Annotated in this window: 10 protein-coding genes; 6 read left to right on the top strand and 4 right to left on the bottom strand. The window is 45.1% G+C overall.

The genetic code is table 11. From position 1 onward, the window contains the following. Positions 1 to 28: 28 nt before the first annotated feature. Entirely contained in the window at positions 29 to 1,234 is a 1,206-nt protein-coding gene (gspF, locus tag F894_RS02560) for a type II secretion system inner membrane protein GspF (protein ID WP_005245858.1), read from the bottom strand. Between the two features lie 150 nt (positions 1,235 to 1,384). Between gspF and F894_RS02555 the strand changes: the two genes are divergently transcribed. From F894_RS02555 to F894_RS02530, 6 genes are all read left to right on the top strand, one after another. Further along, complete coding sequence (locus F894_RS02555) at positions 1,385 to 3,607, top strand: primosomal protein N' (RefSeq protein ID WP_005245857.1); 2,223 nt, start codon at positions 1,385 to 1,387, stop codon at positions 3,605 to 3,607. A 75-nt stretch (positions 3,608 to 3,682) separates the two neighbouring features. Next, positions 3,683 to 5,536 (top strand): cation:proton antiporter domain-containing protein, encoded by a 1,854-nt coding sequence (locus tag F894_RS02550; RefSeq protein WP_005245856.1) that lies wholly within the window; start codon positions 3,683 to 3,685, stop codon positions 5,534 to 5,536. A 50-nt stretch (positions 5,537 to 5,586) separates the two neighbouring features. Further along, positions 5,587 to 6,462 (top strand): Hsp33 family molecular chaperone HslO, encoded by an 876-nt coding sequence (locus F894_RS02545; RefSeq protein ID WP_004647344.1) that lies wholly within the window; start codon positions 5,587 to 5,589, stop codon positions 6,460 to 6,462. Between the two features lie 321 nt (positions 6,463 to 6,783). Further along, on the top strand, positions 6,784 to 7,245 hold the full coding sequence (locus tag F894_RS02540; protein ID WP_004647343.1) for a DUF2147 domain-containing protein: 462 nt from the start codon (positions 6,784 to 6,786) through the stop codon (positions 7,243 to 7,245). Between the two features lie 484 nt (positions 7,246 to 7,729). Beyond that, a complete protein-coding gene (locus F894_RS02535) occupies positions 7,730 to 8,059 on the top strand; it encodes a chaperone modulator CbpM (protein WP_004278573.1) in 330 nt (109 codons plus the stop codon). Positions 8,060 to 8,148: 89 nt separating this feature from the next. Beyond that, positions 8,149 to 8,412, top strand: a complete 264-nt coding sequence (locus tag F894_RS02530; protein ID WP_004729352.1) for an HP1242/YdcH family protein — start codon at positions 8,149 to 8,151, stop codon at positions 8,410 to 8,412. Between the two features lie 138 nt (positions 8,413 to 8,550). On the opposite strand, the gene pnp is transcribed toward F894_RS02530, so the two are convergent. From pnp to recD, 3 genes are all read right to left on the bottom strand, one after another. Further along, positions 8,551 to 10,638, bottom strand: a complete 2,088-nt coding sequence (gene pnp, locus F894_RS02525; protein ID WP_171054287.1) for a polyribonucleotide nucleotidyltransferase — start codon at positions 10,636 to 10,638, stop codon at positions 8,551 to 8,553. Between the two features lie 260 nt (positions 10,639 to 10,898). Further along, positions 10,899 to 11,168: a 30S ribosomal protein S15 gene (gene rpsO, locus F894_RS02520; RefSeq protein ID WP_004278577.1), complete on the bottom strand. Its 270-nt coding sequence runs from the start codon at positions 11,166 to 11,168 to the stop codon at positions 10,899 to 10,901. 894 nt (positions 11,169 to 12,062) lie between these two features. Further along, positions 12,063 to 13,844, bottom strand: a complete 1,782-nt coding sequence (gene recD / locus F894_RS02515; RefSeq protein WP_005245853.1) for an exodeoxyribonuclease V subunit alpha — start codon at positions 13,842 to 13,844, stop codon at positions 12,063 to 12,065. Between the last annotated feature and the right edge of the window lie 56 nt (positions 13,845 to 13,900).

Genomic DNA, 13,900 nt, shown 5'->3' with positions numbered 1-13,900 from the left:
TCACAGCAAAATTCTAACTGGCTTCTGTTTAAATCATATTATTCATATTCACAATTGGCAGCATCACTGCAATCACAATCACCAAAACAATACTGGCCATCAATACCAGCATTAAAGGTTCCAGCAAGGCCAGTAAAGTTGAAATCAGGGTGGTCACTTCGCGATCCTGCATCTGTGAAGCACGTTCCAACATGCGGTCCAGTTCACCAGACGCTTCACCACTTTTGATCATTTGTACCATCATCGGCGGGAAATAACCACTGCGTTCCAGTTGGGTCGCCAGGTTGCCACCTTCAGTGACTTTTTCCGCTGCCAGATTGACAGCATCACGGATCACCCAGTTGTTACTGACTGCAGCACCAATGCGCAGTGCATCGACCAGCGGCACGCCAGACTGGGTCAAAATGGATAAAGTACTGGCAAAACGTGCGGCATTAATCCCGCGTGACAGTTTTCCAAACAGCGGTAGTTTTAAGGTTAGACGGTCAAAGGCATAATGCCCGGCGGTGGTTCTTAAAAAACGGATTAATAAGAAAATCCCTAAAGCACCACCGATCAATAAAAATGGCCAGGCAATGCGGATGAAATCACTGGCTTTCATCAAGGCCACGGTAATCCACGGCAAGGCGTCTTTACTCTGATCAAAAGTCTTGACGATATCCGGCACCACATAGGTCATCAGCCCCATCACGATCGCAAAGGACATCAGCATCAGGATAATCGGATAGACCATTGCACCCTGAATTTTTTTCTGCATGGCAAACCGGTTTTCGGTATAGTCAGCCAACTGATCCAGAATCAGGTCCAGATGTCCGGAACGCTCACCGGCCGCAATCGTAGCAATATACAGTTCAGGAAAACGTCCGGATTGCTGCAAACCCTGCGCCAGACTATGCCCTTCTAGTACCTTGGAGCGAACCGACATCAGCAGGTTTTGTACATGCACTTTTTCGCTTTGCTTGCCGACGGCGCGGATGGCTTCTTCCAGCGGAATCGCGGCAGCGACCAGCACAGATAGCTGCCGGGTCATGAGGGCCAGATCGTAGGCGGTGATGCTTTTTTCAAACCATTTTCGACGATGCTGCTGGTCTTTTTTTTCGACAGGATCAACAGAGACCGGAATAAGTGCTTTATCCCGTAATTGTTGCCGGATCTGACGTGCAGAATCCCCCTCCAGCACGCCTTTTTGCTGCTTTCCTGAAGCATCAAGCGCAATAAACTGATATGCAGGCATTGTAATGCTCTAATTTTCCAAAATTTTGCTCAACGCTGTTGCGTCAGACTACCGAAATCATTCATATTCTTTGATATAAATTATCTGCTCACTCTAACATAATCGAACTTTAAGCACGACGAAATTTCTTCAGGATCTCCACCCCAAGATATGCAAAATTCTCACACCGATTCAAGTCCACTTTATCGCGTACGCGTTGCTGTACCTGTGCATGTATTTGATTGTTTTGATTACACGATGAGTGCAGCACAATTTGAACAGGCACAGATTGGGGCACGCGTACTGGTGTCGTTTGGTCGGCAGAATCTGGTTGGAGTGATTATCAAAAAACTGTCCGCAGACACTCCTCTCGACCCGCGCTTTAAACTTAAGGCTGTGACCGAACTGCTCGATGAACGTGCCATTATAGATAGCAAAGTTTTAAGTTTGTTGACATGGTCAGCACAGTATTATCAGTTTCCGATCGGTGAAGTCGTCCACAGTGCCCTGCCGACCCTGCTTCGTCAGGGCAAGCCTTATAACCTGCTGGCCCGTACCTGGAAATTGCTGGACCCTGATGCCGAGGCCAAAGTACGCCGTTCGGACAAGCAGCAGGAAGCTTACCGGATTTTAAAACTGCATCCGGTCGGGACCACTGAAAATGTGCTGAACATGGCCGGGATTGAAACCGCGACCTTAAAAGCGCTGGAGAAAAAAGAGATTTGCGCCTGTGTGCTGGAGCCACAAGATTTCAATCCGCAGCCGATGCAGCTGGCACAAATGCCGCTCACTGCCAATCCTGAACAAAAACATGCAGTCGAACAGGTATTAAAATATCGCAATCAATATCAGGCTTTTTTACTGGATGGTCTGACCGGCAGCGGTAAAACTGAAGTGTATTTGCAGATCATGGAGCAGGTACTGAAACAGGGCAAACAGGTGCTGGTGCTGGTGCCGGAAATCGGCCTGACGCCGCAAACCATCAGCCGTTTTCAGTCCCGTTTTCATTGCCATATTGCGTTGCTGCATTCCGGGCTGAATGATTCCAAACGGCTACAAGCCTGGCAGTCGGCAGAAACCGGCAAAGCCTCAATCGTACTCGGTACACGTTCTGCCATTTATACCCCGATGCCGAATCTGGGCCTGATCATTCTGGATGAAGAACATGACCTGTCCTTTAAACAGCAGGAAGGCTTCCGCTATCATGCCCGCGATGTCGCCCTGTACCGCGGCCATTTACAGCAATGTCCGGTAATCTTAGGGTCAGCCACACCAAGCATTGACAGTTATGCGCTGGTGCAACATGGTAAGATGCAGGCACTGGAGCTGAACCAGCGTGCCGGCACGGCCTTGATGCCCAAAATCCATATTCTGGATTTAAAAGTTGCGCAAAAAAAGCATGGGATTAGCCTGCAATTGATTCAGGACATCAAAAAGCGCCTGGAGAAAAAAGAACAGGTACTGATTTTTTTAAACCGCCGTGGCTATGCCCCCGTCCTGCTTTGTGGCAGCTGTGGCTGGCAGGCGCAATGTCCGCACTGTGATGCCAACTTCACTGTACACCGTCAGCCTTATCAGCATCTGCATTGCCATCACTGCGGTACTATTCACCGTATGCCGGAACACTGCCCGCAATGTCAGCATCAGGAACTGGTTACACTGGGTATGGGCACTGGCAAAGTTGAAGAACATCTGAATGAACTCTTTCCGGATTTCGAGGTGATTCGGGTTGATCGCGATTCCACCAGTCGGGTCGGCAGCTGGCAGAAAATCTATGACAAGATTCAGAAAAGCGAACCTGCCATTTTGCTTGGCACCCAGATGCTGGCCAAGGGACACCATTTTCCCTATGTCACTCTGGTAGCGATTCTAGATATCGACTCCGGTCTGCTCAGTGTGGATTTCCGTGCTACTGAACGGACTGCACAGCTGATCGTGCAGGTTGCAGGCCGGGCCGGACGCGGTGAACATAAGGGGGATGTCTATCTGCAAACGCTCAGACCAGATCATGCCCTACTGAATACCCTGGTCAATGAAAATTATCGCATATTTGCCCAGCAAACCTTAAAAGAACGGCAGATGGCCAGAATGCCGCCCTACCGTTATGCCATCCTGATTCGCTGTGAATCCAAAGATCAGGCACAAAATACCGAATTCTTACAGAAACATGCAGCACTCTTCAGGCAATATCCTGATCTGGCGCTGGACATCTGGGGACCAATTCCTGCGCCAATGGAACGTAAGGCCGGACGCTATCAGTCGCATATGGTGCTATTGTCAGCGGATCGTCCCCGTTTGCATTACTATGTGCGCAGCTGGTGGCAAAACATGCTGCAGGACAAACCTTCTAGCATGAAGCTCACGCTGGACATCGACCCTCAGGAACTGAGCTAAAAGATATTGCGCCTGAGGATCGGTCTGGAATACAAGACTCCCAGTCTGGATCAAGAATAAATTTAGGGCAGGAAAATGTCGATACTGTTACAAATAACACTGGTTCTGGTAATTGCACTGTTGATGGTGCCACTGAGTAAAAAGCTCAGATTGCCAAGCGTGCTGGGCTATCTGTTAACAGGAATTATCTTGAGTCCAAGCCTTTTGCACCTGATTCAGACACCCGAAGTCATGAGTAGTTTCATGCAAGTCAGCCTGATGGCACTGATGTTCTGGATCGGCCTGCAACTCAGACCACAACGCATTGTGCAGATTAATTCCCCCCTGTGGATGATGGCTGCTTTACAAGTATTGATCAGCGCCTTAATTTTTACGCTCTTGGCCTGGGTTTTCCTTCAGCAAAGCCTACTCGCCAGCATTGTAATTGGACTCGCCGGCAGTTTGTCTGCCATGACTCTGGTGATTCAACATCTCAATCATCAGGAACAGTTCGCCACCAGTTATGGTCAGCAAGCCTATTCGATCCTGCTGGTTCATTCCCTGTTGGCCATTCTGGTGATTGCAGCTATTCCCCTATTTGCCGGGATTCGCTCCACTGAACATGGCGTGGCCTATTTTGCTGCGATCATCGCAACGTTGAGTGGTCTGTTTCTGTGTAACCGTTACCTGATGCAACCGCTGTATCGTTGGATTACCAAAAGTGGCAGTCACGAATTGCACGCGATTGTGGCGATTGCGGTGACCTTGGCATTGCTGGTGTTGATGAATACCCTTGGCCTGAATCTATTTCTCGGTGCCTTATTTGCCGGTATTTTACTGGCAGATTCAGATTTTCGTCCTGCGGTAGAAAGCACGATTCGGCCTTTTCAGGGCTTATTGATCGGCCTGGCCTTTATCAGTCTGGGCATGGCACTAAAATTGTCTGATCTGCTGAATTTCCCCTGGATCATTCTCGGCGGTACCCTCGCTTTAATCTTGGTCAAGTTTGCAATCAGCCTGACATTGGCGCGTTATCATCAAAATAGCTGGCGCAATAGCACCTTGTTAGCAGCTAGTCTGGCACAAGGCGGTGAATTTGCCTTACTGGCACTGGTGATTGCAGTATCCGACCAGATTATTCCGGCCGATCTGCTCTCTCCCTTGCTGTGGATGGTGAGTTTTTCCTTGCTACTGACGCCCGCATTTTATTGGTTATTGCACAGCCAGATTTTACCGCATCTGGATCGTCACAATCATCTGGCAGCGACCTTCGAAACCGATCTCAATCCTGAAACCAGTACTCCGATTCTGCTGATTGGCTTTGGCCGCTTCGGGCAAATCATCGCCCGGATTTTACTGCAACAGCAACACGCCTTTAGTGTCATGGACAGCAATGTGCAAGCCACTGAACTTCTGGCGCAGTACGACATCCCTTTCTATCAGGCAGATGCGACAGAGCCTGAAGCCTTGATACAGACCGGCATTACCACAGCACAACAGGTGATTGTGGCGATTGATGATATTGAAGACTCGATGCTGATCGTGCGGCATCTGCGGCTGAATTATCCTGAAATCAGTTTATGGGTACGTGCCCGTGACCGGCATCATGTGCATTTATTACAGGATTTGGGCGTGAAACACATCTGGCGTGAAACTTATCTTTCAGCTTTAGAACTCAGTCAGGCCTTACTAAACCAGCTCAATCCTGACCCGGAAGAAAGCCTGCAACAGATTCAAAACTTCCGCGAACAGGATGAGAAACTGCTCAACAGCCAATATCATCTGGATCCGGATGAACATCCAAATTATGAAAATCAGCATAGTAGTTTGGCTGAACTGGAGCATCTGTTTACCCAGGATCAACGCCATAAAGTGCAAAAACAGGCTAAACAGCAGCAACCGGATACAAACGGCGCAGGAATTGATACGTTAAGAGATGAACTGTCATAACTTGTGTTTTACAATAATGACACCATTAAAGCAGGGTTATGGAGAATTTTATGTCTGATTTACGCCAACGCTTTTTTATTGAAGATAGCCCTGTTCGTGGTGAAGTGGTGCATCTTGAAGAAGCTTTACAAACCATTTTAGCGCAACGTGACTATGCCCCTGCAGTTAAAATCCTGCTAGGTGAAATGCTCAGTGCCACTGCACTGCTGGCCAGCACATTGAAGATTAAAGGACGTATCAGCCTGCAAATTCAGGCATCAGGCACATTTAAATGGGCTATGGCTGAATGTAACCATTTGGGTGAAGTTCGCGCTTTGGCTGACTATGAAGAAGATCCGCACTTTCTGGTCGGTGAAGACAGCAGTACCGTGTTGAAGTCACTCACCTCTCCGGTTCTGTTCATCAATATCGAACCAGAATTTGGCGAGCGTTATCAGGGGATTGTACCCCTTGATAAAGAAAATTTGGCGGGCTGTCTGATGCAGTATTATGACCTGTCTGCACAGATTCCAACGCGCATTGTGCTGGCGAGCGACCATCAGCGTGCAGGTGGTTTACTGATTCAGCTGTTACCACGTAATAGTGAAGAAGAACAACGCCGGGTAGATGAAGACCTATGGCCACGTCTGACCATGCTCACAGAGACCCTAAAAACTGAAGAGTTAGTCGGTTTGCAAGCCACTGATATTCTGTATCGTTTATATAATGAAGAAGAAGTGCGTCTGCCAGATACGGAAGTGTTGAAGTTCGGTTGTACCTGCTCTAAAGAGCGTTGTGCAGTCGCTTTACAGCAAATCGGCGTAGAGTCGATCCGTGAAACGCTGGAATTCCAGAATCCGATCGAGATGGACTGCCAGTTCTGTAATAGCCAATATACCTTTACGGCTGAAGAAGCCTTGGGTCTATTTGGTAAACACCTGAGCTAAGTACTTAGAATCCTTAAGTTTAAAAGCATTCCTAGGAATGCTTTTTTTATATTTTAAAACCTATGGGACTGAGTTCAACAGAGCGTATTCCCCTACATTAGAAAACCCGTCTACTCCCTGAATCAAACTCTCCTGTGAATCCAATCTAAGAATCCCTGTTGAATTATAAGATTATTCACATTAACAAAACCTAAATATTCATCATTTTCAAAAAATTATGAGAAAGACTTCACAGTTCATCCTATTGATTTAATTATGCTTTTAAAATAAATTAGAGCAATAATTCTAAAATGAATACATCATCAATTTAACAGGTATGTTATGAGAAAATTATTGAATACTCTAGTAATGGGGATGAGTTTAGCCGCAGTTTCTAGTTTGGCCTTTGCCTATGAAGATCCGTTATTGGGTAAATGGAAAACCATCGATGATCAATCGGGTTATTCTCGTGCGGATGTGGAAATTCGCAAGAAAGCAGATGGCAGTTATGAAGGAGTGATTGTCGAAACACGCAGCTTGCCTGGCGCAGAAAAAATGGGAATTTGTCATAAATGTCCAGGTCAGCTTAAGAACAAGCCTTTTCTAGGCCTGCCGTTTATCTGGGATTTTAAGGCAGATCCGAAAAAGCCACGTGAATACCATGATGGCAAAGTGCTTGATCCGATCAGTGGCAAAGTTTACAAAGGTAAAGCACGCTTAAGTGCTAATGGTAAACGTCTGACCTTGCGTGGTTATGTGGGGGTATCGGTAATTGGTCGCAGTGTTACTTGGGTAAAATATTAATTTCAGAAAGATTTTCAAAGCCCCTATATCAGGGGCTTTTTTCTTTGTCATGATTTGAAACAATAAGGTACAAATAAAAACTGTTTTGGAGCAGGCAAAGTCATAATAATGGATCGAAGACGGTTATTTTTTATCCACTTATGATGATCAATCTTCAGCCTCGTTCAATTTTGCCCTCTGGTCTGCTTTGCAGCCCTGATATGGCGCCCTCTATTCAACACAGGAAAGTGATTGAATACGCTTTGTCGATAACACATAAAATTATAAAAACAACTTCAGCTTTAACCTTCTTTGCCTCGCATGCTGCTGATAGATATCCGGTCAGACCGACTGATCCATCAACTACTGGCACATCCCGACTCTTCACTCATGATCATTTGAGTCATCACTCTGAGTCTGCATGTCCAAGGATTGGAAAGCGTTCTATTTTAGCACCTTCCCTTTCTCCGGATTTTGCACACTTGGCTGTTTAAGGAGTAGACCCATGACTACGATTCAGTACCAAGAAAGTTTTTCCCACGGTTATACCCCCTCAGAAATTATGGACGATCGTTCATTTGACTTGATCCACTTTGCAGAAGCCTGTGGACAAAGCCCGGAATGGGTCATGCAGTTAATTGAACATGGAATTTTACCAAATCGTTCTACAACCCCGACCAGCACTTTCCTCGGTGAAGATATCTCGCGTGCACAACGCGCCTATCGCCTGCAACGCGATTTTGATGCCTCATTTAGCGCCGTTGCCATGATGCTGGACCTCATTGATGAAGTGCAGGAGTTACGCCGCGAGGTCAAACATTTGCACTTCAAGTAAATCCTTTTCATGTTCTGTCGATCTGCATTTTCCAGTGCAGATCAGAACATATTTATATTTAATTTTATGATTAGAGTATAAGAATCCCTATGAAAACCAAAGATTGCAATAAGAAAATCAAATACATGTTTCCCGAATACCGCGACTTGATTGTGCAACTTCGCGAGGAAAATCCCTATTTTGCCAAGTTATTCGAGGAACATAACGAGTTGGACAAAGAAATCAGCCAGCTTGAACTTGATCCAGTCAATCATATCAACAATGATATTGAGGCGATCAAGCGTAAAAAACTGAAATTAAAAGATGAAATTTATCGTTTGTTAAAAAGCTCTGAAGCGGACCCCTTGACCTGAGATCAACTGGACACCACATTCAGACCAATACTGACGCATAAAAAAAGCCCTAAGCCAGCCAAAGTAAACACTTTGACCAAGCTCAGGGCTTTTTTATTGTTATTCACACGAGTTTTCCCATGTGAATACTTTTAAGAATTAAACTTGTTCGATGTCTTTCATCGTTAATTTAATACGGCCACGGTTATCAACATCCGCAACCTGTACTTTTACTTCCTGACCTTCTTTCAATACATCTGCCACGTTCGCAATGCGTTCGTTTGAGATTTGAGAGATGTGAAGTAAGCCATCAGTACCTGGCAGGATATTTACGAACGCACCGAATTCAACAATACGAATCACTTTACCTGTATAAATTGTACCTGGCTCGATTTCAGCCGTAAGTGCCTGAATCTTGGCAACTGCAGCTTGCGCAGCCGCTTTAGTTTCACCAAATACGCGAACTGTACCGTTATCTTCGATATCAATCGCCGCTTTAGTTTCTTCAGTAATTGCACGAATGGTCGCGCCGCCTTTACCGATCACATCACGGATTTTATCCGGGTTGATGTTGATCACCTGGAATGTCGGTGCGTGCATCGAAATTTCAGGACGCGCACGTGAAATCACCTGGTTCATCTCATTCAAGATGTGCATACGACCCGCATAAGCCTGGTTCAATGCAGATTCCATGATCTCTTCAGTGATGCCTTCGATCTTTATGTCCATTTGTAGCGCAGTAATACCGTTTGCAGAACCCGCTACTTTAAAGTCCATGTCGCCCAAGTGATCTTCATCACCCAAGATGTCAGAAAGAACTGCGAAACGCTCGCCTTCTTTCACTAGACCCATCGCAATACCTGCAACTGGCGCTTTAAGTGGAACACCAGCATCCATCAATGATAATGAAGCACCACATACAGACGCCATTGAAGACGAACCGTTTGATTCAGTGATGTCAGAAACGATACGGATCACGTACGGGAAGCGATCAGCCGCAGGAAGAACTGCTTGAACACCACGACGTGCCAAACGACCGTGACCAATCTCACGACGCTTAGGACCAGATTCACGACCTGTTTCACCTACAGAGTATGCAGGGAAGTTGTAGTGCAACATGAAGTTGTCAGTTTTTGTACCTGCAAGGGTATCAACCATCAACGCATCACGTGTATTACCCAAAGTCGTTGTGACCAAGGCCTGAGTTTCACCACGTGTGAACAATGCTGAACCGTGTGCACGATCCAATACGCCTACTTGTACGTCGATTGCACGAACAGTTTTGGTATCACGACCATCGATACGTGGCTTACCAGACAGGATGTTGTCACGAACGGTACGGTATTTAAGGTCTTCGAACAGCTCATTTACTTCTTCTGCAATGCCAGTTTCGTCATTTTCAGGAACGAACTGTGCAACTGCTTCTGCATAAAGCGCGTCAAGTGCCGCATAACGGTCTTGCTTAACTGCAATCGTGTAAGCTTCAGAGATTTTCGCTTCGAATGCTTCTTTCAATTTACCAAGAAGTTCTTCGTTTTTAACTGGAGCAACCCAAGTTGATTCAACCGCGCCTGCAGCTGCAGCAAATTCTTTGATCGCTTGGATCGCAATTTGCATTTCGTCATGACCGAACAAAACAGCGCCCAGCATTTGGTCTTCTGAAAGCTCTTTCGCTTCAGATTCAACCATCAATACTGCAGTTTCAGTACCCGCAACAACAAGATCAAGATCAGACTCTTTGAGTTGTTCAAGGTTTGGGTTCAGGATGTATTCACCGTTGATTAAACCAACGCGCGCACCACCAATCGGACCACGGAAAGGCGTACCAGCGATAGACAATGCAGCAGATGTACCTAACATTGCAGCAATGTCAGCATCCATGGTTTTATCAGAAGAAATCACAGTGGCTGTTACTTGAATTTCGTTGAAGTAACCTTCTGGGAACAACGGACGAATTGGACGATCGATTAAACGAGAGATTAAAGTTTCAGCTTCAGACTGACGGCCTTCACGCTTGCCATAACCACCCGGGATACGACCAGCAGCATATTGCTTTTCTTGGTAGTTAACAGTCAATGGGAAGAAATCTTGACCTGCTTTTGCTTTAGGCTGTGCCACAACAGCAACAAGTACTTGTACGCCGCCCATGGTGATCACAACAGTGTTTGCCTGACGGGCAACACGGCCTGTTTCCAGGATAACGTTGTGCTGACCGAATTGGAATTCTTTACGAATAATATTAAACATTGACATGTTTTATTTTTTCCTAGTTCTTGTGAACAATTATTCTAGTGGAGACCCCTAAGGTTTGGCATTCATGACCATATGGACGAGTAAATGACAAAGCTTAGAAGCCGACCTCACCAGATTAAATACTATTTTTAAACACAAAGAAGGAGCGAAACATTCGCCCCTTCCACTAGCTTAGCGCAAAGCTAAGCCGACTTTAGTTTTCAGTAATACAGCACAAAGCATGCAATACACCCGAAAATAAAGTTTAAATCGAATTAACGACGTAAACCTAAAGCACCGATCAATGCTACATAACGACCGTGGTCTTTACCGTTAAGGTAGTCAAGTAGCTTACGACGTTGGTTAACCATACGGATTAGACCGCGACGGCTATGGTGGTCGTGTTTATGCTCTTTAAAGTGACCTTGTAAATCATTGATTTGAGCAGTTAAAAGAGCTACTTGAACTTCTGGTGAACCAGTGTCGTTTTCAGCGCGAGCGAATTTAGCCATGATCTCTGCGCGATCTGCGTTAGTTAAAGCCATTCGATTTCTCCGAGATGCTTGTATATTTTGATAAAAATCAAAGTGATGAGAATTCAAAACCTTGACTGCCGTGCATCACTACAGCAAGTTGCATATTTTAAGGGAAAACGCATCAAATTGCAAAAATAGATCCAGATTTTTGCATGGTTTTGGTTGCTCATTGATGCAGTTCAGATCCGATGACTCTTGTTCCTTAAAGATTCAGGTTTTGCATTATTTTAATGAAATAAATCCAGAATAAATTAAATATAGAAACTCCTTTGAAAAGCCCGCAAACCCTTTAGCTCGCTTGAATCTTCAGCTACTCCCCATAGAAAATGGATAAAAAAAAGCCCGAGTAAACTCGGGCTTTTTGGCGCTGTAGTTCTTTCTCTTATCATTATTATTTATTGTATTATTATGGCGTTTTACGCTTATTATTATTTTCAAACATCCTGTTGAAAAATCATCTTCCTTGTGTGGTAGATTTTGCCATATTCCCACCAGACAACTAGAGGTATTTGCCTCATTTTGCTGTAAGCCATTTCGTACATCACAGGGTGAAAATTTGCATAATGTTACATAGCTCTCGTTTTATTTAACGCTATTTACTTAAGTTTACTGGCTAGGGCTGAAAATTTTTGCTAAGAAATTAGGATAAAAATCCAGCAAGCTTCCTATAAAAAAATCAGGATATAAAAAAGCCTTGTAGTCTCTCCCAAAACTACAAGGCTTAGCGGCTGTAAGTTTCCTCTTTCACTTACTTCACTGTAAGTTCGCTGTCTACCGACATTATTATTATCATTATGCGATTATGCTCAACTTTCCGTGTTGAGTTATTTTGTAGAACCAATCTTCTCAAAAACCGAGCAAAAGCTCTATGCGTCAATTTCCTGAATCCTTGTAAGCTTTTACCTACAAGATTTGATTATTTTTGCCAATTAAATTACTAGATTGTTCAATGATTTTTTGGCTCAAACCACTTTTCCGGGTAGTTTTAACACAAAGTGCTTGTGTAAAAGCATCATAATCTACCAATAAACTGACCACTTTTTTGGCTCGAGTAATTGCAGTATAAATCAACTCTTTGCTCAATAAATTTTTTGCATATTGATCCAGCACCACTGCCGTATGGGAAAATTCTGAACCTTGAGATTTATGAATGGTCAGCGCAAAAGCGGTTTCAATACTTTTAGGTAAACGGGTGGCTAATACCCATTTTTCCAGACTCGGGAAATACACTTCAAACTGACGTTGACCAGATTGCTCACGTAAAAAACAGATACCAATATCACCATTGGACAGGCCCAACTGATAGTCGTTATAGCTCATCATGACGGGTCGTCCGACATACCAGTCGCCCTGTTTCAACTGACCTTGGGCTGCTAAAAAACGTTGTTCAATCTGTAGATTGATCTTGAGCAGCCCCAGATCACCAGAACGGATTGCCGTTAAAATACGGTAATCATCAAAAGTTTTGACCACCTGTTGCACATAGTGTTCAAAATCAGTTGAGTTTCGTTCTGTTTTTATGGCTTGTACATAAGCCTGATAACCATACATCAGCTGGTCATAATACTGATTCAAACTATGCGCGGTCTGTTCGGTGCCCGAGAGCAGATATTGTAGCTGCAATTGGTCGATTTCGACCTGATCCAAATCGATCGCCTGTAACTCACTGGCTGCCACAATCTGCTGCTCAAATTTCTGCAAGACATGAGAAGGCTCATGATTCTGCTGGATAAACTCCGCTATTGCGCCAATCTTGGCCCCTGGCGCAAAACGTCGCGTGGTGATTAAATTGACTCGGTTATCCTCCAGAGTCACTACTTGCTGTAAATCTGCCAGTACCGTTCCGACATCCACAGAAGCCAGCTGGTCTGCATCACCGAGTAAAATCAGCCGTGCATGAGACGGTACGGCGGCCAGCAACATCTGTGACAGATTCAAATCCAGCATCGAGGCTTCATCGACCACAATCACATCATAGGGCAAAGGTTGTTTGGCATGAAAGCGTGGCTGTCCGCGAGTACCCAAACCCAATAAGCGATGTAGGGTGACCGGTTGTAACTGTTTTAAGGGTTCTAGCTCAAACTGTTGTAGAGCTTCACTGTGCAAGGCTTTTTGCAGTGCTTCTTTCATGCGCTGTGCGGCCTTTCCGGTAGGTGCTGCCATGGCAATCCGGATATTTGGCAAGGCTTCATGCAGGACCGCAATCATATGCGCCAAGGTATAGGTTTTACCGGTACCCGGACCGCCGGTAATAATATTCAGCGCCTGCCGCGCAACCATTTCCAGTGCCAATTTTTGCTGTGGATCTGACAATAAATTGCGATTACGTTCGGATAAATCAATAGCGGTAACCGGTTGGGCTTTAATCCGAGCAATATGTGAGGCTACCGCCTGCTCCAGCTGCCAGTAACGGTACAAATATAAATGCTGATCTGCACAAATAAATGGTGCAATTCCTGCACTCTGCTGACGGCGGTCTAGAACCAGATTATGTAATAAGGCAACCTGCTGAGGATCAAATTCGATACAGCTATCCCCCGCCTGCATCGCTTCAAGCAATTGCTGGATCAATAATTTTGCTGCCGGATCAAATGCAGCTGTACTGAATGGAGGCCGACACAGATAGTCAATCCAAGCCATTAAATTGGAGTCTTGCTGCGACACGTGATTCTGCTCATTTTCCACACAGTTATCCTCAAAGTTATCCACAGGATAGTTTTCTGTTTAATTTCTATATATTT

Origin of the sequence: Acinetobacter sp. CIP 51.11, assembly GCF_000369665.1 — a bacterium.
Lineage (GTDB): Bacteria > Pseudomonadota > Gammaproteobacteria > Pseudomonadales > Moraxellaceae > Acinetobacter > Acinetobacter lwoffii_S.
The sequence above is the reverse complement of the archived record's forward strand: the minus strand, read 5'-3'. Positions and strand labels throughout refer to the sequence as shown.